Below are 18,061 nucleotides of genomic sequence, written 5' to 3'. Positions count from 1 at the left end.
CGGACGGCCGCGACCGTCCGCTCGTCCGCGTCGGCTCGTCTCTCCATGGCCAGCACATCGCCCGTCGCCCCCTCGCGTTCCGATGCTCCCCCCGCGCCGTCCCTTTCACGGCGCAGCCCCCCGGATCGGACGATACACCAGATCCGTCACTCAGGGCCATAGCTTCTCTACGCTCCGTGACGAAAGGCGAGGTGAGCGGCACTGCGTGCATCCGGGCCGCCCCGTAGCGTGGCCGCCTCGGCGGGGTCAGCCGGTGGTCGCGACCACGTTGTGCAGCGGCTCTCCGGCGGCGAACCGGGTGAGCTGTGCGGCCAGCAGCCGCTTGGCGCGGGGTTCGAACGCCGAGGTGCTGCCGCCCACATGAGGCGTGATCAAGACATTCGGAGCATGCCAGAGAGGATGGCCCTGGGGCAGGGGTTCGGGGTCGGTCACATCGAGGGCGGCCCGCAGCCGTCCGGATTCCAGTTCGGCCAACAGGGCCTTGGTGTCGACGACTCCGCCGCGCGCGACATTGACGAGGAGGGCCCCGTCGGGCATCGCGGCGAGGAAGTCGGCGCCCACCAGTCCCTGCGTGGACGGGTTCAGCGGGGTGGAGAGGATCACCACGTCGGCCTCGGGCAGCAGGGCGGGCAGATCGTCGAGCGTGTGTACGGGACCGCGCGCGGTGGTCCGTGCGGAGCGCGCGACGCGCGCCACCCGCGCGCACTCGAACGGGGCGAGCCGGTCCTCGATGGCCGAGCCGATGGAGCCGTACCCCACGATGAGGACGGACTTGTCGGCGAGCGCCGGGTAGAAGCCGGACCGCCACTCCTCCTTGTCCTGGCCGTGGACGAACCCCGGGAGCCCGCGCAGGGAGGCCAGGATCAGCGCGAGGGTCAGCTCGGCGGTGGACGCCTCGTGCACCCCCTTGGCGTTGCAGAGCCGTACGCCGGCGGGCAGCAGCGGGAGGCCGGGCTCGACGTGGTCGATGCCGGCGGAGAGCGTCTGCACCACCTGGACCGAGGCCATCGAGGCGAGCGGGCGCTGCGCGATCTCGGGGCCCTGCATGTAGGGAACGACGTAATAGACGCAGTCGGCCGGATCGCCGGGGAAGTCCGGGCCGCCGTTCCAGAAGAGGTAGTTGGGCCCTTCCGGGAGTCCGTCGATCTCCTCGGCCGGGAAGGGCAGCCATACGTCGGCAGTCGTCGCAGTCATGGTCGGGAGGCTATGCGACGGGTGTGCGAGCGCTCCAGGGCGGCTGTGCGAAGACCCGGGGACGCCAGAGGTTACTTTTGGGTGCGGTACGGCCCCGTGCCGACGGGAGAGCATGGAGGGTTCGGGGAGTTGGAGTGCAGGACTATCGGGGCGGCGGGGCTTGCCGTGGGTGCGGTCGGGCTCGGCTGTATGCCGATGAGCTGGGGTTACAGCGCGTCGCAGCAGCTCGGCGACCGTTCGGTGCGGACGGTGCACGCGGCACTGGACGCGGGCGTCCGGCTGCTCGACACCGCGGACATGTACGGCCCGTTCACCAATGAGCTGCTGGTGGGGCGGGCGTTGAAGGGCCGCCGCGAGGAGGCGTTCGTCTCCACCAAGTGCGGGCTGCTGGTGGGCGATCAGCACATTGTCGCGAACGGCCGGCCGGGGTACGTCCGGCGGGCCTGCGACGCCTCACTGCGGCGGCTCCAGACCGATGTGATCGACCTGTACCAGCTGCACCGGGCCGACCCCGAGGTGCCGGTGGAGGAGACCTGGGGTGCGATGGCGGAGCTGGTCACCGTGGGCAAGGTGCGCTCGCTGGGGCTGTGCGCCGTGGGGGCGCGGGCCCCGCGCCGGTCGGGCGAGGGCCCGTTCGAGGGAACGATCCGGCAGTTGGAACGGATCCAGCAGGTCTTCCCGGTCAGCGCCGTCGAGGCGGAGCTGTCGGTGTGGTCGCGGGAGGCGCTGACGGAGCTGCTGCCGTGGTGTGTGGCGCGCGGGGTGGGGCTGCTGGCCGCGATGCCGCTGGGCAGCGGTTATCTGACCGGGACGCTGAAGCCGGGGCAGGGGTTCGAGCCGGAGGACCTGCGGGCCCGGCATCCGCGGTTCACGGCCGAGGTGATGGCGGCGAACCAGCCGTTGGTGGCCGGTCTGCGGCGGGTCGCGGAGCGCCGGGGGGCGACCGTGGCGCAGGTGGCGCTGGCGTGGGTGCTGCGCCAGGGCCCGCATGTGGTGCCGGTGCCGGGGGCGAAGCGGGAGCGGTGGGCGGTGGAGAACGCGGGGGCGGCGCGGGTGGTCCTGGACGACCGGGACCTGGCGGAGATCGACGCGCTGCCCGCCGCCCGCGAGTCGTGGGACTGAGCGTCGCGACCCGTACGGCGGGAGAATGGCCGGAACGGGAACTTCTGGACCGGTCGGGGCAGTAGGAACAGGTGAGGGTGCAGGAGCAGGTGGTCGGGCAGCCGTCGAAAGGATCGGTTCCGTGCGTGGTGCTCTGTTCGGACGTGTGCAGTCCCCGGCCGTGCGCAGGGGGGTGATGGCGGCGGTGGCGTCGGCCGCCCTGCTGCTGTCCGCCGCGTGTTCCGGCGGCGGTGACGGGGACGAGGGTGGTGCGTCCGGGCGGCCCGCCGGTTCCCCGACCACCTCGGGCTCCGCTTCCCCGGCCTCGCCGGGCCGGTCGGCGGAGCTGCCGCCCGAGAAGGGCTCGGCGAAGGTCGTCTCGACGCTGACGGAGAACCTGAAGTCGCCGTGGGGTCTGGCCGCGCTGCCGGGCGGCGACCTGCTGGTGTCCTCGCGGGACGAGGGCACGATCCACCGGATCGACGGCGAGAGCGGCAAGCAGACGCTGCTGGGCTCGGTGCCCGGGGTCGCCCCGGCCGGCGAGGGCGGACTGCTCGGGCTCGCCGTCTCGTCCACGTTCGGCGCGGACCAGCTGGTGTACGCGTACTTCACGACGACGTCCGACAACCGGATCGTCCGGATGAGTTACGACGAGAAGCGCCCGGCGGGTCAGCAGCTCGGGGCCCCGGACACCATCCTGCGCGGTATCCCCAAGGGCAGCATCCACAACGGCGGCCGGATCGCCTTCGGCCCGGACAAGATGCTGTACGCGGGCACGGGCGAGACCGGGGACACGGGCCTGTCCCAGGACAAGGAGTCGCTGGCGGGCAAGATCCTGCGGATGACCCCCGACGGCGAGCCGGTGCACGGCAACCCGGAGGCGGACTCGGTGGTGTATTCGTACGGCCACCGCAATGTGCAGGGGCTCGCCTGGGACGCGCAGAAGCGGCTGTGGGCCGCCGAGTTCGGGCAGAACACCTGGGACGAGCTGAATCTCATCGAGCCCGGCGGGAACTACGGCTGGCCCGAGGTCGAGGGCGAGGAGGGCGAGGACGGGTTCATCGACCCGGTCGCGCAGTGGAAGACCTCGGAAGCCTCCCCCAGCGGGATCGCGTACGCCGAGGGCTCGATCTGGATGGCCGGCCTGCGCGGTGAGCGGCTGTGGCGGATCCCGCTGTCCGGCGAGAAGGCGAGGGAACCTCTCGCGGACCCCCAGGCGTTCCTGGAGGAGGAGCACGGCCGCCTGCGCACGGTGGTGAGCGCGGGAAGCGACCGCCTGTGGCTGCTCACGAGCAACACGGACGGACGCGGCACGCAGAAGCCCGGGGACGACAGGGTTCTTCAGGTCGAGGTGGAGTAGGGGGCCGCCGTCGGACCGCGCCGCCGGAAAGCCGGGGCGCGGCCGTGCCCTACGCCGCCGGGTAGAGCCTCAGGCGGTGGGCCAGGGCGGCTGCTTCGCCTCGGCTGGAGACGCCCAGTTTGGCCAGGATGTTGGAGACGTGGACGCTCGCGGTCTTCGGGGAGATGAACAGCTCCTCGGCGATCCGCCGGTTGGTGTGTCCGGCCGCGACCAGGCGGTGTACGTCCTGCTCGCGCGGGGTCAGCCCGAAGGACGCCACGGCGGCGATGGCCGGGTCCTCCTCCTCGGCGGGCGGCCCGACGGGGCCGTCGGCGGGGGCCAGGGCGGCCGGGTGGATTCCGGCGTCGGGGGCGGGGGCCGTGCCGGAGTCGTCGAGGGTGATGCGGGCGCGGGCGGCCAGCTGGTCGACCGCCTCGGCGAGCGGGCGCGCGCCGAGCCGCCCGGCGGCCTCCTGGGCGCGGTGCAGCAGGGCCGTGGCGGTGGACCGGCAGCCGGGGGCGATGAGCAGGGACTCCGCCCAGCGGCGGTGGATCTGGGCCAGTTGGTACGGGCGGCACAGCGGGTCGAACGCCTCGGCGGCGCGGGCCCAGTGGTCGGGGGTGTCCGTGCCTTCGGCCCGGGCCAGCTCGGCCTCGATGAAGACGCCGTAGGCCGCCCACACGGGCACGAGCATCGGCAGGTTCTTCGCGCTGCGGCGGATCAGCGCGAGCATGTCGCTCCGGCCGGCTTCGGCGGCGGGCAGCCCGCGGGCGTCCGCCTCGATCATGGCGGCGGTCTGGAGCAGCGGCAGGGCGTAGCGCTGGGTGCCGGGCGGGAAGCCGCCCCTGGCCAGCTCCTCGAACGCGGCCCGTGCCTCGGCGAGCCTGCCCTGGGATGCGGCCAGCACCATGCCGTGCCGCCCGGGGTCGATCACGTGCTGGTGCTGCGGGTCGCGGTGCCCGAAGTGCCTGCGGACCAGGGCGAGCTGCTCCTCCGCCTCGGCCGCGTCCCCGCGGGCGACGGCCAGTTCGGTACGGCGCAGAGCTGCGAGGCCCTTGGCCCGGGGGCCCAGCGCCAGGCGGGCGGCGGACGCGGCGGCACTCTCGCTCTGTGCCCAGTGACCGAGGGAGAACAGGGACTGGGACTGGTTGGCGTACACCCAGGCCCCGGAGTCGGCCAGGCCGTGGCTGTGACAGATCTCGATGCCGTGGTCGGCGGCGGCGACGGCCTCCAGCGAGCGGCCCATCGCCTCCAGCGAGGAGGGCAGGTTGACGCTGACCCGGCCGAGGAGGTTCATCAGGTGGAGCTGTTCGGCCCGGTCCCGGACCGCGTACATCTCGGCGAGGCCTTCCTCGACGCCGCCCGCGTCCGCGACGAGCCAGCCGCGGGTGAGGCGGGCGTGCAGCTCGATGTACTCGTCGCCGACGAGCCGGGCGTACTCCACGGCGCGGTCGCTATCCGCGAGCGCCTGCGGTCCCGGCTGGTGGAGCGCCTTCCAACTGGCCACGTTCGTATGGACGTCGGCCTGTACGGACGACGGCGGCAGCCCCCGCACCAGCTCCTGCGCCGCGGCCAGCTCCTCCCAGCCGTCCCCCTTGTCGAGCGCCTGCACCAGGCGGCTGCGCTGCACGAGGAACCAGGCCTCGCGCAGCGGGTCGGCCTCGGCGGCCAGGACCCGCATGGCCTTCTTGGAGATGGCCAGCGCGCGTTTGCGGTCGCCGCCGAAGTGGGCGGCGACGGTGGCCTCGGCCATCACGTCGAGGTAGCGCAGCGGGGCGTTCTCCAGGTCGCAGCCGGAGGCCGGGTAGACCTCGGCGTAGTCGAAGGGGCGCAGGGTGGCGAGGACTTCGCCGGGGACGTCGTCCCAGAGCTCCATCGCCCGTTCGAGGAGCCGCAGTTGCTCGGAGTAGGCGTAGCGGCGGCGGGCCTCGACGGCGGCCCGGAGCACGGCGGGCAGGGCCTTGGCGGCGTCGTGGGCGGCGTACCAGTAGCTGGCGAGGCGCGTGGCCCGTTCGTCGTCCCGTACGAGGGAGGGATCGGCCTCCAGGGCTTCGGCGTAACGGCGGTTGACGCGGGTGCGCTCGCCGGGCAGCAGGTCGTCGCTGACGGCCTCGCGGACCAGGGAGTGCCGGAAGCGGTAGCCGTCGCTGTCGGGCGCGGGCTGCAACAGGTTGGCGCCGACGGCCGCGCGCAGGGCCTCGTCGAGGTCGTCCTCGCCGAGCCCGGCGACGGCGGCCAGCAGTTCGTGTTCGACGAAGGAGCCGCCCTCGGCGACGATCCTGGCCACCCGCTGGGCGTGCTCGGGCAGCGCCTCGACCCGGACGAGCAGGAGGTCGCGGAGCGATTCGGAGAGCCCGGAGCTGTCGCCGCAGCACTCCAGGGAGCCGGCCAGCTCCTCGACGAAGAAGGCGTTGCCGTCGGAGCGTTCGAAGATCTCGTCGACGAGTGCGGCCTCGGGGATCTCGGCGAGGATGCCGGCGAGCTGGCGGCCGACCTCGTCGTGGCTGAACCGGTCGAGTTCGACGCGGGTGACGGTGCGCAGCCGGTCCAGTTCGGCGAGGAGGGGGCGCAGGGGGTGGCGGCGGTGGATGTCGTCGGCGCGGTAGGTGCCGACGACCATCAGGCGGCCACTGCCCAGGGTGCGGAAGAGATAGGCGAGCAGATGCCGGGTGGAGGCGTCCGCCCAGTGCAGGTCCTCCAGGACGAGAACGACCGGGCGGTCGGCGGAGATCTGCTCCAGCAGGCGTGCGGTGAGTTCGAAGAGGCGGGCGGTGCTGTACTCGTCGGTGGCGTCCCGGCGGCTCTCGCCCAGCTCGGGCAGGAGCCGGGCCAGCTCGCCCTCCTTGCCCGCGCAGGCGGCGGCCATCTCCTCGGGCAGAGCACGCCGCAGGGCGCGCAGGGCGGTCGGGAAGGGGGCGTACGGCAGCCCGTCGGCCCCGATCTCGACGCAGGATCCGACGGCGACCACGGCATCGCGCCGCGCGGCCGCCGAGACGAACTGCTCGACCAGACGGGTCTTGCCGACGCCCGCCTCGCCGCCGATCAGCAGCGCCTGGGGATCGCCGGACGCGGCCCGCGCGAGCGCCTCGGTGAGCGAGGCGAGCTCCTGGGCGCGGCCGACGAACACGGGGCTGACTGACCTGGTCTCCACGCCGCCGAGCATCGCATACGCGTGCGAGGCGGCGGGGGCATTTTCGCGCAGGGTGATCATGCTCCCCGCCCGGTCCCCGCCCGCCGCGCCCGCTGCCTCTGCTGCCGATCCCGCCACGCCCGGACCCGCCGCGCCCCGTACGGAAGGGGCGGCGGCGGGACCGGGGTCCGGCACGGGGGTCGTCCCGGGCCGGGCCATCGTCAGGCGGCCGGGGCGAAGCGGCCGCGGTCGCCCTGCCTCACCTTCCCCTCCGGATCTTGGCGTCGGGAAAGGCGGGCGGCCCGGCGGGCGCGGCGGGCCCGGCCGATCTCGCGCTCGGCGTCGGCCCGGCGGATCAGCTCGGCGGAGGTGGAGCGGTAGAGCTCGTACTCGTACATGGTGGTTCCCCTGATTCCTGGTCGTGGCAGCGGACCGGAGGGGTGACCCGGCCGGTCGGCCGGGGCCCTGTGTTCGCTGTGTGTCCACTGTCGTCGGCCAGGTGGGGGCGCCGCATCGGGCGAGTTCCGCATCTTCGCGGGGGTGGGGGCCTTAGGCGGGTGCACGGCCCGGTCCCGAGGGGTGAGCGGGGGCCTTAGGAGGCGGGCCCGCCTGCCTTACGCGGGTGGCCGGCCCGGTCAGCCGCCGACCGGGGAGCCCGCGCTGGGCAGGGAGACGAAGAGGTCGAAGTACATGCCCACGGAGATCAGCATGCCGAGGACGCCGAGGGCGACACCGGCCAGGGCGACCGCGCGGACCCAGGCGGGCTGCGGCCGGTCGGCGGGGGCGCCGAAGGCGGGGCGGACCAGGACGACGACGCCGACGAGCAGGGCCAGGAGGGCGAAGACGCCGTTGACCAGGGCGGTGGTGTGCCAGGCGTCCCCGTAGATCTCCGAGATCTGCTGAGCCGCGCTGCCGCCGCCGGAGGTCTTGATCTGGCCGATGAGCGTCTCGCGCTCGGCGGCGACCCGGCCGGTCCACGCGCCGGTCAGGGCGACGACGCCGAGGGCCGCGGAGACGACGGCCGCCGCGCCCGCACCGACGCCGTGCCGGGCCGCCTCGAAGGGGTCGGGCTCCAGGTCCTCGTCCTCGATGCCGTCGTCGGCCGCGTCGTCCCGGGCGGCCTGCTCGCCGAGGTCGTCGGAGGCCGCAGCGGAGTCGTCGGCCTCCGGCGACGCACCCAGGGCGTCCTTCGTCGCCGCGTCCTCCGCGGCGGCCGTCTCGTCGGGGTTCGTCGTCTTGGAGGAGGAGGAGGTGTTCATGCGCCGCACGCTAGGGGGCCTGGATGAGAGCGCCCTTAACGCCGGGGTTCAGCGACCCGCGCGGGCCTTCCACTCCGGGGCGAGGGTTGACCAGATCTCGGAGTCGTGCCGCTCCCCCCGGTAGACGTAGCTCTGCCGGAGCACGCCGTCCCGGGTCATCCCGAGCCGCTTCGCGACCGCGATCGACCGGGTGTTCCCGGGCGAGGCGTCCCACTCGACGCGGTGCATGCCGCGTTCGTACACCGCCCAGTCGATCAGCCGCTCGGCGGCCCGGGTGATCAGCCCGCGGCCCTGCGCGGCGGGCTCCAGCCAGACGCCGATCTCGCAGTTGCCCTGTGCGGCGTCGAAGGACGGGAAGAGGACGCCGCCGACGAGGGTGCCCTCCAGCCAGATCCCGTACATCCGGCCGGTGTCCGCCGCCTGCCGGTCCGCGTACTTCTGGAGCAGGGCGCGCGCCGAGTCCAGGTCGGTGGCGTACGAGGCGAACGGGATCCACGGGTCGACCAGCTCCCGGGCCCGGTCCATGTGGGCCAGGAACTCCGCGGCCTGCCAGGGTTCCAGCGGCCGCAGCTCCGCCTGGTCGTCACCCAGGGATATGGCGAACATCGTGCTCCTCCTCCGTCTGCGCGACGCCCTCCTCGGTGACGCGCGCCCCGGGGATCTTCGCATGGAGCGGTACGCAGTCGGGCGGCTCGATGGAGATCCGGGGCAGCCGCTTCTCCAGCCAGCCCGGCAGCCACCAGTTCGCGCCGCCGAGCATGTGCATCAGGGCGGGCACCAGCAGGGTGCGCAGGACGAAGGCGTCCAGGGCGACGGCCGTGGCGAGCGCGATGCCGAACATGGCGATGACCCGGTCGCCGCTGAGCACGAAGGCGAGGAAGACGGAGATCATGATCACGGCGGCGGAGTTGATGACCCGGCCGGTCTCGGCGAGGCCGACGCGTACGGAGCGCCGGTTGTCGCCGGTCTCCAGCCACTCCTCGTACATCCGGCCGACCAGGAAGACCTGGTAGTCCATGGAGAGGCCGAAGAGGACCGAGACCATGATCACGGGGAGGAAGGGTTCGATGGGCCCGGCGCTGCCGAGGCCGAGCAGCTCGCTCCCCCAGCCCCACTGGAAGACGGCGACGACGACGCCGAAGGAGGAGGCGACGGCGGCCACGTTCATCACGGCGGCCTTGATCGGGATGCCGATGGACCGGAACGCCAGGAGCAGCAGCAGGCAGCCGAGGCCGATGACGACCCCGACGAACAGGGGCAGCTTCCCGACGATGATCTCGGCGAAGTCGTCGTAGCTCGCCGTCACCCCGCCGACATGGGCCTCCAGTGAGGTGGTGGCCTGGACGGGCGGCAGCACGTCGCCCCGGATCCGGTCGACCAGCTCGCTGGTCTCCTGCGACTGGGGCGAGGAGTCGGGTACGACGGTGAGGAAGGCGGTGTCGCCGCCGCTGTTGTACGTCACCGGGCTGACGGACGCGACGCCCTCGGTGGTACGCAGCTTCTCGGGCAGCGAGTCCAGGGCGAGCCGGTCGTCCGCGCCGTCGAGCTGGGCGGCGATGGTGAGCGGGCCGTTGACACCGGGCCCGAAGCCGTCGGCGAGCAGGTCGTAGGCCTGCCGGGTGGTGGCGGTGGCCGGGTTGTTGCCCTGGTCGGACGTGCCCAGGTGGAGGCCGAGGGCGGGCAGGGCGAGCACCAGCATGACCACGGCCGCGATCCCGCCGAGGAGCTTGGGGTGGCGCTCGACGAAGGCGGACCAGCGGGCGGCGAAGCCGGTGGGCAGTTCGGGGCGCGGTCCGTGCTCGGCGAGCTGCCGGCGTTCGCGGCGGCTGAGGGCCCGCATCCCGATGAGGGAGAGCAGGGCGGGCAGCAGAGTGACCGAGGCCAGCACGGTGAGGACGACGGTGAGCGAGGCGGCGATGGCGACGCCATTGAGGAAGTCGAGCCGCAGGATCAGCATGCCGAGCAGGGCGATGCAGACGGTGACCCCGGCGAAGACGACGGCGCGGCCGGTGGTCGCGACGGCGTTCTGGGCCGCTTCGGGCACGGACATGCCGCGCCGGAGTCCTCTGCGGTGCCGGGTGACGATGAACAGGGCGTAGTCGATGCCGACGCCGAGCCCGATGAGCATGCCGAGCATCGGGGCGAAGTCCGCCACGGTCATCAGATGGCCGAGGAGCACGGTGCCCGCGTAGGCGGTGCCGACGGAGACCAGGGCGGTGGCGATGGGCAGCAGGCTGGCGGCCAGCGAGCCGAAGGCGAGGAAGAGCACGACGGCCGCGACGATCACGCCGATGCCCTCGGCGAAGTGGACGGAGGGCGCTTCGGTGAGGGCGACGGCGGTGCCGCCCAGCTCGACCTGGAGCCCGTCGGCCTCGGCGGCCTTCGCGGTGTCGACGAGGGCCTGGGCCTGGGAGGCGGGGATCTCGTCGGCGGGGCGGTCGAAGGTGACCGTGGCGTAGGCGGTGTGGCCGTCCTGGCTGATCTGGCCGGGGCCCGCGGTGCCGTAGGGGCCGGTGACCGCGCCGACGCCCGGCAGGTCCTCGATCGCGTGGAGCGTGCGGGTCATGGTCTGTTCGACGTCGGCGGCTCTGACCGTGGAGCCGGTGGTGTGCCAGACGACGGTGTCGGTGTCGCCGCCGAGGTCGGTGAAGCCGCGCGAGAGGAGTTCGGTGGCCCGGCCGGATTCGGTGCCGGGGACCTCGTAGTCGTTGGAGTACGCCGAACCGGCGATGCCCGCCGCGGCTGCGGTGCCGCCGAGGGCGGCGAGCCAGATGAGGACGGCGACGAGACGGTGCCTGATGCACCAGCGGGCGATGGCAGCCAACGGACGAGCTCCCTGCGGGTTCGTGGACCTTTACCCACAGATAACGTGATCTGCCCGTAAACGTCTCATGACCTTGAGACCGCCAACTCTGACAGCAGAACGTGATCCTTTGTCCGTTTCGTGGCCATGGTCACAGGGCCTGATCTGCCCCTTATACGGGACAGACCAGACCCTGCGCGGCCTCAGCCCGAGACGCTCGCCCGGCCGTTCTCGATGTGCCCCATGAGCCGCCGCCGGAAGCCGTCCTCCCCGTCCACGGTGACGTCGAGGTCGTACCAGCCGTGGGCGTCGGCCGCCGAGTGCACCAGCGAGCGGCTGCGGCCCGGCTTGACCGTGACACGGCGGGTCCAGTCCCGTACGTCGTCCTCGTCGACGTAACCGAGCGGCCGCACCAGGAAGGTCAGGGGACGGCGGCCGGTGTTGCGCAGGGTGAGGTGGATGTCGCGGTCGTGGTGGTCGATGCGGCTGGTGAGCTCCGCTCCCCCGTCGGCCGGTCCGGCGAACTCGCGCCGGAAGCCGTTCGGCCCGGTGACTGTGAAGCGGTACGCCTCCCCCGGCACCGGGACCGTCCAGTGCGCGCGGCCCCGGACGTCCTTGTGCTGCGGTGCCGGGAACTCGTCCGCGTACGGGTAGAGCGCGAAGTGCGCCGAGGACCGGCCCGCGTTGTCCAGCTCCACCCGCAGGCCGTCCTCCGCCCGCCGTGCCTGGGCGTCCGGCCGGTAGGGCAGCGGGCGCGCCGGGCGTACGCCGGGCTCCTGCTCGGGGAGGTGCTGGACGGCGGGCGGCTTCGGCTGCCAGCGGCCCTCGAAGGGCGGGATCGCCCCGGGCGTCTGCACGGCGGGCTGCCGACGGGCCCGGGTGAAGTCGAAGGCGGAGGTGAGGTCGCCGGTGACGGTGCGCCGCCAGTCGCCGATGTTGGGCTCCTTCACCCCGGTCCAGCGCTCCAGGAAGCGGATGACGGAGGTGTGGTCGAAGACCTCGGAGCAGACGTAGCCGCCGACCGTCCACGGCGAGACGACCAGCAGCGGCACCCGGATGCCGAGGCCGGTCGGGCGGCCCTCCCACTGCTCCTCGGTCACCTCGGGGGGTGCGACGGGCGGCGGTACGTGGTCGAAGAAGCCGTCGTTCTCGTCGTAGTTGATCAGCACGGCGGTGTGCCGCCAGACGTCGGGGTGCTTGCCGAGCGCGTCGAGGATCTTGTAGACGATGGTGGCGCTGTGCACCGGCGAGGAGGTGCTCGGGTGCTCGGAGTCGACCGCCGAGGGCACCAGGTAGGAGACCTCCGGCAGCGTCCCGGCCGCCACGTCCTTGGCGAACTCGTCGGCGAGCGTCCCGGTCGGGACCCGGCGCAGCGCCCGCTCGAACAGGCTGCGCTCCTGCTTCGTGAGCGTGGCGACGCCCTCGTCCAGCAGCCCGAGCAGCCGGGTGCGCTCGGCCTCGGACGCGCCCCGGACCTTGGCGTAGAAGGCTTCCATGTACGTATGGCCGCCGGTCTTGGCCAGGGCCTTGCGGGCGATCGCCTTGAAGGTGGCGTAGAACTCGATCTGGTTGTCGGTGAAGTTCTCCCACTCGGTGTACGTGCGCCAGCTGCGCCCGGCCTTCTCCAGCCGCTCAGCGTAGGTGGACCAGTCGTAGCCGGGGTGGGTGCCCTCGCTGTACGCGTCGTTGCCGACGGCCCGTTTCCCGTTCGCCTCGAAGCCGGTCTTCCCGCTCCAGAGGTGGTTGCGGTTGGGACTGGTGGAGGTGTGGATCGAGGAGTGGTAGGCGTCGCAGACGGTGAAGGTGTCGGCCAGCTCGTAGTGGAGCGGGATGTCGCGGCGGTCGTAGTACGCCATCGTCGCCGCGGTCTTGGCGCTGATCCAGCCGTTCATCCAGCCGCCGCCCCAGGCCTGCGCGCCGCCGTTCCAGGAGTGGTCGAGGGCGCCGATGTACTGGAGGTCCTTCTTCTGCTCCTCGGCCGCGCCGCGCACCGGGAAGGGCAGCACGGTGGAGCCGGCCGCGCCGGGCTGCTCGAACACGGTCCCGCCGGTGGGCAGCTCGATGGCGTTACGGTCGCCGAAGCCGCGTACGCCGCGCAGGGTGCCGAAGTAGTGGTCGAAGGAACGGTTCTCCTGCATCAGGATCACCACATGCTTGATCGACCCCAGCCCGCCGGACCCCGCGTGGGCGGGCTGCGCGGCGATGGCGGCCTGGAGCGACGGCGGCAGGAACGATCCGGCCGCAGCGGCGCCGAGTGCGCCGCCGCCCAGCGCGAAGAGCCGTCGCCGTGACATGTCCGTGGTCAAAAGAGCCTCCTGGTTGCGGTGGTTACAGCCGGGAAGCTAGTCAGACCGGGTGGCGTCGGGAAGGACTGTGTACGGCCCGGTGGTGAACGTCCAAGAGGTCCCACCCGAAAGTCCAACCCGGAGTGACGGCGTCCTCACACCCCGATGAGGTGGAGCGATCCCCAGAGCGCGAGGGTGGCGGCGAGCAGCGTCGCCGGTACGGTCGCGATCCCCAGCCGGGTGAAGTGGCCCAGCTCGGGGGCGTCCCCGTGGACGTGCAGGATGCGCCGCCACAGGAGCGTGGCCAGCGATCCGACGTACGTGAGGTTCGGCCCGAGGTTCACCCCGATCAGGGCGGCGAGCAGCGGTCCGGGCCCGGCCACCGAGACGATCGGGAGGAGAGCGAGGATCGCGGGCAGGTTGTTGATCAGGTTGGCGAGCAGGGCCGCGACCACGGCGACGCCGAGGAGGGCGGGCAGGGTGTCGCCGTCCGGCAGCAGGGCGGCGATCCCGTCGCCCAGGCCGTTGTCGACGACCGCCTTGACGACGACGCCGAGCGCGAGGACGAAGAGGCAGAACAGCGGGTTGGCCGAGCGGACGACGGCGAGCGGCGTGGTCTCCCGCTTGGCGAGCGCCCGTACGGCGAGCACCAGGGCCCCCGCCAGCGCCGCCCACAGCGGCTCGGCCCCCTCGAACGAGGTGACGACGAACCCGGCCAGGGTCAGCGCCAGCACGACGAGCGTGAAGACGGGGACCGGCGTGCGCTCCGCCCCGGGATCCGGCGCGTGCGCCCCGGCGGCCAGGTCGTCCCGGAAGGCCCGGCGGAAGACGGCGTACTCGACGGCGATGGCGGCGAGCCAGGGCAAGGCCATCAGCGCGGCGAACCGGGTGAAGGAGAGACCGCTCGCGGTGAACGCCAGGAGGTTGGTGAGGTTGGAGACGGGGAGCAGGAGGGACGCGGAGTTGGCGAGGTGCGCGCAGGCGTAGACGTACGGGCGGGGCCGCGCGCCGACCCGGGCGGCGGTGGCGAGGACGACCGGGGTGAGCAGGACGACGGTGGCGTCCAGGCTGAGGACGGCGGTGACGATCGAGGCGACGACGAAGACCCCGCCGAGCAGGGGCCGGGTCTGCCCGTGACAGGCGCGGGCGACCCAGTCACCGGCGGCCCGGAACAGCCCTTCGTCCGCGCAGAGCTGGGCCAGCACGAGGATCGCCGCGAGGAAGCCGACGACGGGCAGCAGCTCGCCGACCTGTTCCCGCGCCTCGGGCCAGGACACCGCGCCCAGGGCCACCACGAGCACGGCGGCGGGCACGGCTGCGGTCGCCTCCGGCAGGCCCCGGGGGCGCAGGACGGCGAAGGCGAGGACGCCCAGGAGCAGGGCGAAGGAGACGATCTCGGCGGTGACGGTGTTCAGGAGGGGCTCTCAGGCGGGGTCGGGGCGGGCGGGGTGGGCCGGGAGATGTTCTCAGGCGGGGCAGGGGCGCCGCGAGCGGGCTGGATCGGCAGGCTTTCGGGCGCGGACACGGGCGCGGGCAAAGGCACGGGCGCGGGCGCGCAGGCACGAGCGCGGACGCGGGCATCAGCACAGGCACGTGCCCGCCCGCCGCTGCCCCTCCCCCACGGCTGAAGGGGCGGCGCGCCCGTCGTGAACACGGGTGCACCGCCCCTTCGGGGTGATGACGGGTGGATCAGCCCTCGACGCCCAGCTTCTCCAGGATCAGCTCGCGCACGCGCGCCGCGTCCGCCTGGCCGCGGGTGGCCTTCATGACCGCGCCGACGAGCGCGCCCGCCGCCGCGACCTTGCCGCCGCGGATCTTGTCGGCGATGGCCGCGTTGCCCGCGATGGCCTCGTCGACGGCCGTGGAGAGCGCGCCCTCGTCCGAGACGACCTTGAGGCCGCGCTTCTCGACGACGGTGTCCGGGTCGCCCTCGCCCGCGAGGACGCCCTCGATGACCTGGCGGGCCAGCTTGTCGTTGAGGTCGCCCTTGGCGACGAGCGCGGCCACCCGGGCGACCTGCGCCGGGGTGATCGGCAGCTCGTCCAGGCCGCGGCCGGTCTCGTTGGCGTTACGGGCGAGCTCGCCCATCCACCACTTGCGGGCCTGGTCCGAGGGGGCGCCCGCCTCGATCGTGGCGACGATCAGGTCGACCGCGCCCGCGTTGAGGATGGATTGCATGTCGTGCTCGGAGACGCCCCACTCCTCCTTGAGCCGCGCCCGGCGCAGCCGGGGCAGCTCGGGGAGGCCCTTGCGCAGCTCCTCGACCCACTCGCGCGCGGGCGCGACGGGGACCAGGTCCGGCTCGGGGAAGTAGCGGTAGTCCTCGGCGTTGTCCTTGATGCGGCCGGCCGTGGTGGAGCCGTCCTCCTCGTGGAAGTGCCGGGTCTCCTGCACGATCGTGCCGCCCGAGGACAGCACGGCGGCGTGCCGCTGGATCTCGAAGCGGGCGGCCCGCTCGACGGAACGCAGCGAGTTCACGTTCTTCGTCTCGGAGCGCGTACCGAACGTCTCGGTGCCGTTGGGGCGCAGCGACAGGTTCACGTCGCAGCGCATCTGGCCCATCTCCATGCGGGCCTCGGAGACCCCGAGGGCCTTGATCAGCTCGCGCAGCTCGGCGACGTACGCCTTGGCGACCTCGGGGGCGCGGGCGCCGGCTCCCTCGATCGGCTTGGTGACGATCTCGATGAGCGGGATGCCGGCCCGGTTGTAGTCGAGCAGGGAGTGGGACGCGCCGTGGATACGGCCGGTGGCGCCGCCGACGTGCGTCGACTTGCCGGTGTCCTCCTCCATGTGGGCGCGCTCGATCTCCACGCGGAAGATCTCGCCGTCCTCCAGCTGGACGTCCAGATAGCCGTTGAAGGCGATCGGCTCGTCGTACTGCGAGGTCTGGAAGTTCTTCGGCATGTCCGGATAGAAGTAGTTCTTCCGGGCGAAGCGGCACCACTCGGCGATCTCGCAGTGCAGCGCGAGACCGATCTTGATGGCCGACTCCACGCCGATCTCGTTGACGACCGGCAGCGCGCCGGGCAGTCCGAGACAGACCGGGCAGGTCTGGGAGTTGGCGTCCTGCTTCAGCTCCGTGGAGCAGCCGCAGAACATCTTGGTCTTGGTGCCGAGCTCGACATGGACTTCGAGGCCCATGACGGGGTCGTAGGACGCGAGCGCGTCCTCGTACGACACCAGGTCAGTGACAGTCACGGTGAAACTTTCCCTCTCAGCCCAGCAGGACGTCGTCGTCGCCGAGACGCTTCAGTTCGCGATAGAGGATCGCGAGTCCGGTGACGATGGCGGCCGCGGAGACGGCCGCGTCGACGAGGCGCAGGATGTCGTTGTCGTTGCGGGCGAGCTTCGCCTGCTTGACGACACTGATGGCGCCGAACGCGGTACTGCCGATCGCGATGTACGCGCCCGTCTTGGACTTCTGGAAGTTCTTGGCCTTCTTTGCCATGGCACTCACAGCGACGGAGCCTCCTCAAGCAGCGGGTGCCCCCACTTTTCCACGAACGCGGCCTCGACGGCCGCTCCGACCTTGTAGAGCCGGTCGTCCTTCATGGCGGGGGCGATGATCTGCAATCCGACCGGCAGACCGTCCTCCGGGGCCAGGCCGCAGGGCAGCGACATGGCTGAGTTGCCGGCCAGGTTGGTGGGGATGGTGCACAGGTCCGCGAGGTACATCGCCATCGGGTCGTCGGCGCGCTCGCCGATCGGGAAGGCGGTGGTCGGGGTCGTCGGGGAGACGATCACGTCGACCTGCTCGAAGGCCTTCTCGAAGTCCTGGGTGATGAGGGTGCGGACCTTCTGGGCCGAGCCGTAGTACGCGTCGTAGTAGCCGGAGCTGAGTGCGTACGTCCCCAGGATGACGCGGCGCTTGACCTCGTCGCCGAAGCCGGCCTCGCGGGTGAGCGCGGTGACCTCCTCGGCCGACTTCGTGCCGTCGTCGCCGACCCGCAGGCCGTAGCGCATGGCGTCGAAGCGGGCCAGGTTGGAGGAGCACTCCGAGGGCGCGATCAGGTAGTACGCGGAGAGCGCCAGGTCGAAGGACGGGCAGTCCAGCTCGACGATGTCCGCGCCCAGCGACTTCAGCAGCTCGACCGACTCGTCGAAGCGCTGGAGGACACCGGCCTGGTAGCCCTCGCCGCGGAACTGCTTGACGACGCCGACGCGCATGCCCTGTACGGAGCCGTTGCGCGCGGCCTCGACGACCGGCGGGACCGGGGCGTCGATGGACGTCGAGTCCAGCGGGTCGTGCCCGGCGATGGCCTCGTGCAGCAGCGCCGCGTCCAGGACCGTACGGGCGCAGGGCCCGCCCTGGTCGAGGGAGGACGAGAAGGCGACCATGCCGTAGCGGGAGACGCCGCCGTAGGTGGGCTTGACGCCGACGGTGCCGGTGACGGCGGCGGGCTGGCGGATCGAGCCGCCGGTGTCCGTGCCGATGGCGAGCGGGGCCTCGTAGGAGGCGAGGGCGGCGGAGGAGCCGCCGCCGGAGCCGCCGGGGATCCGGGTGAGGTCCCAGGGGTTGCCGGTGGGGCCGTAGGCGCTGTTCTCGGTGGAGGACCCCATGGCGAACTCGTCCATGTTGGTCTTGCCGAGGATGACGACGTCGGCGTCGCGCAGCTTCCGCGTGAGCGTGGCGTCGTACGGCGGGACCCAGCCTTCGAGGATCTTGGAACCGACCGTGGTCGGCATGTCCTTCGTGGTGAAGATGTCCTTCAGCGCGAGCGGGACGCCGGCCAGCGGGCCGAGCTTCTCGCCCGCCTCACGCTTGGCGTCCACGGCACGGGCCTGGGCGAGCGCGCCCTCGCGGTCGAGGTGCAGGAAGGCGTGGACCTTCTCGTCGACGGCGTCGATCCGGGCGAGGTGCGCCTCGGTGACCTCGACGGCGGTCAGCTCGCCGGAGGCGATCTTCGCGGCGATCTCGGCCGCGGTGAGCTTGATGATGTCCGTCATGGC

Annotated in this window: 13 protein-coding genes; 2 read left to right on the top strand and 11 right to left on the bottom strand. The window is 72.5% G+C overall.

The window, feature by feature from the left end; genetic code table 11:
- Window positions 1-246: 246 nt before the first annotated feature.
- Window positions 247-1,194: a 2-hydroxyacid dehydrogenase gene (locus tag A3Q37_RS05365; protein WP_065478258.1), complete on the bottom strand. Its 948-nt coding sequence runs from the start codon at window positions 1,192-1,194 to the stop codon at window positions 247-249.
- A 165-nt stretch (window positions 1,195-1,359) separates the two neighbouring features.
- On the opposite strand from A3Q37_RS05365, the gene A3Q37_RS05360 reads away from it, so the two are divergent.
- A complete protein-coding gene (locus A3Q37_RS05360; RefSeq protein WP_065478255.1) occupies window positions 1,360-2,316 on the top strand; it encodes an aldo/keto reductase in 957 nt (318 codons plus the stop codon).
- A 121-nt stretch (window positions 2,317-2,437) separates the two neighbouring features.
- The gene (locus A3Q37_RS05355; RefSeq protein WP_079137671.1) at window positions 2,438-3,655 is read left to right on the top strand and encodes a sorbosone dehydrogenase family protein; all 1,218 of its coding nucleotides are present in this window, start codon (window positions 2,438-2,440) and stop codon (window positions 3,653-3,655) included.
- Between the two features lie 49 nt (window positions 3,656-3,704).
- Here the strand turns inward: A3Q37_RS05355 and A3Q37_RS05350 are convergent, their stop codons facing one another.
- From A3Q37_RS05350 to gatA, 10 genes are all read right to left on the bottom strand, one after another.
- A complete protein-coding gene (locus tag A3Q37_RS05350) occupies window positions 3,705-6,983 on the bottom strand; it encodes a helix-turn-helix transcriptional regulator (RefSeq protein WP_176711353.1) in 3,279 nt (1,092 codons plus the stop codon).
- A gap of 2 nt (window positions 6,984-6,985) precedes the next feature.
- Window positions 6,986-7,162 (bottom strand): hypothetical protein, encoded by a 177-nt coding sequence (locus A3Q37_RS37150; RefSeq protein WP_176711352.1) that lies wholly within the window; start codon window positions 7,160-7,162, stop codon window positions 6,986-6,988.
- Between the two features lie 237 nt (window positions 7,163-7,399).
- A complete protein-coding gene (locus A3Q37_RS05345) occupies window positions 7,400-8,023 on the bottom strand; it encodes a hypothetical protein (protein WP_065478239.1) in 624 nt (207 codons plus the stop codon).
- 48 nt (window positions 8,024-8,071) lie between these two features.
- Complete coding sequence (locus A3Q37_RS05340) at window positions 8,072-8,629, bottom strand: GNAT family N-acetyltransferase (protein ID WP_065478237.1); 558 nt, start codon at window positions 8,627-8,629, stop codon at window positions 8,072-8,074.
- The gene (locus A3Q37_RS05335) at window positions 8,607-10,847 is read right to left on the bottom strand and encodes an efflux RND transporter permease subunit (protein ID WP_065478236.1); all 2,241 of its coding nucleotides are present in this window, start codon (window positions 10,845-10,847) and stop codon (window positions 8,607-8,609) included. Before A3Q37_RS05335 ends, A3Q37_RS05340 begins: the two co-directional genes overlap by 23 nt.
- A gap of 182 nt (window positions 10,848-11,029) precedes the next feature.
- On the bottom strand, window positions 11,030-13,132 hold the full coding sequence (locus tag A3Q37_RS05330; RefSeq protein ID WP_065478234.1) for a phosphocholine-specific phospholipase C: 2,103 nt from the start codon (window positions 13,130-13,132) through the stop codon (window positions 11,030-11,032).
- A gap of 134 nt (window positions 13,133-13,266) precedes the next feature.
- Window positions 13,267-14,526 (bottom strand): SLC13 family permease, encoded by a 1,260-nt coding sequence (locus A3Q37_RS05325; protein ID WP_065478227.1) that lies wholly within the window; start codon window positions 14,524-14,526, stop codon window positions 13,267-13,269.
- A 274-nt stretch (window positions 14,527-14,800) separates the two neighbouring features.
- Window positions 14,801-16,309 carry an Asp-tRNA(Asn)/Glu-tRNA(Gln) amidotransferase subunit GatB gene (gene gatB / locus A3Q37_RS05320; protein ID WP_065478226.1) on the bottom strand — a complete coding sequence of 503 codons (1,509 nt, stop codon included), beginning with the start codon at window positions 16,307-16,309 and terminating at the stop codon, window positions 14,801-14,803.
- 16 nt (window positions 16,310-16,325) lie between these two features.
- Window positions 16,326-16,559: a hypothetical protein gene (locus A3Q37_RS05315; RefSeq protein ID WP_065478221.1), complete on the bottom strand. Its 234-nt coding sequence runs from the start codon at window positions 16,557-16,559 to the stop codon at window positions 16,326-16,328.
- Window positions 16,560-16,564: 5 nt separating this feature from the next.
- Window positions 16,565-18,058 (bottom strand): Asp-tRNA(Asn)/Glu-tRNA(Gln) amidotransferase subunit GatA, encoded by a 1,494-nt coding sequence (gatA, locus tag A3Q37_RS05310; RefSeq protein WP_065478214.1) that lies wholly within the window; start codon window positions 18,056-18,058, stop codon window positions 16,565-16,567.
- Window positions 18,059-18,061 lie beyond the last annotated feature (3 nt).

It is taken from the genome of Streptomyces sp. PTY087I2, assembly GCF_001687325.1.
In the GTDB taxonomy this organism is placed as follows: Bacteria; Actinomycetota; Actinomycetes; order Streptomycetales; family Streptomycetaceae; genus Streptomyces.
Note: the sequence above shows the minus strand (reverse complement) of the source record. Positions and strands in the feature narration are given on the sequence as shown.

Excerpts from the sequence above, each read along its gene's own strand:
- A3Q37_RS05365 (WP_065478258.1), bottom strand. The coding sequence starts at position 1,194 with ATGACTGCGACGACTGCCGACGTATGGCTGCCCTTCCCGGCCGAGGAG.
- A3Q37_RS05350 (WP_176711353.1), bottom strand. The coding sequence starts at position 6,983 with ATGGCCCGGCCCGGGACGACCCCCGTGCCGGACCCCGGTCCCGCCGCC.
- A3Q37_RS37150 (WP_176711352.1), bottom strand. The coding sequence starts at position 7,162 with ATGTACGAGTACGAGCTCTACCGCTCCACCTCCGCCGAGCTGATCCGC.
- A3Q37_RS05345 (WP_065478239.1), bottom strand. The coding sequence starts at position 8,023 with ATGAACACCTCCTCCTCCTCCAAGACGACGAACCCCGACGAGACGGCC.
- A3Q37_RS05340 (WP_065478237.1), bottom strand. The coding sequence starts at position 8,629 with ATGTTCGCCATATCCCTGGGTGACGACCAGGCGGAGCTGCGGCCGCTG.
- A3Q37_RS05315 (WP_065478221.1), bottom strand. The coding sequence starts at position 16,559 with ATGGCAAAGAAGGCCAAGAACTTCCAGAAGTCCAAGACGGGCGCGTAC.
- gatA (WP_065478214.1), bottom strand. The coding sequence starts at position 18,058 with ATGACGGACATCATCAAGCTCACCGCGGCCGAGATCGCCGCGAAGATC.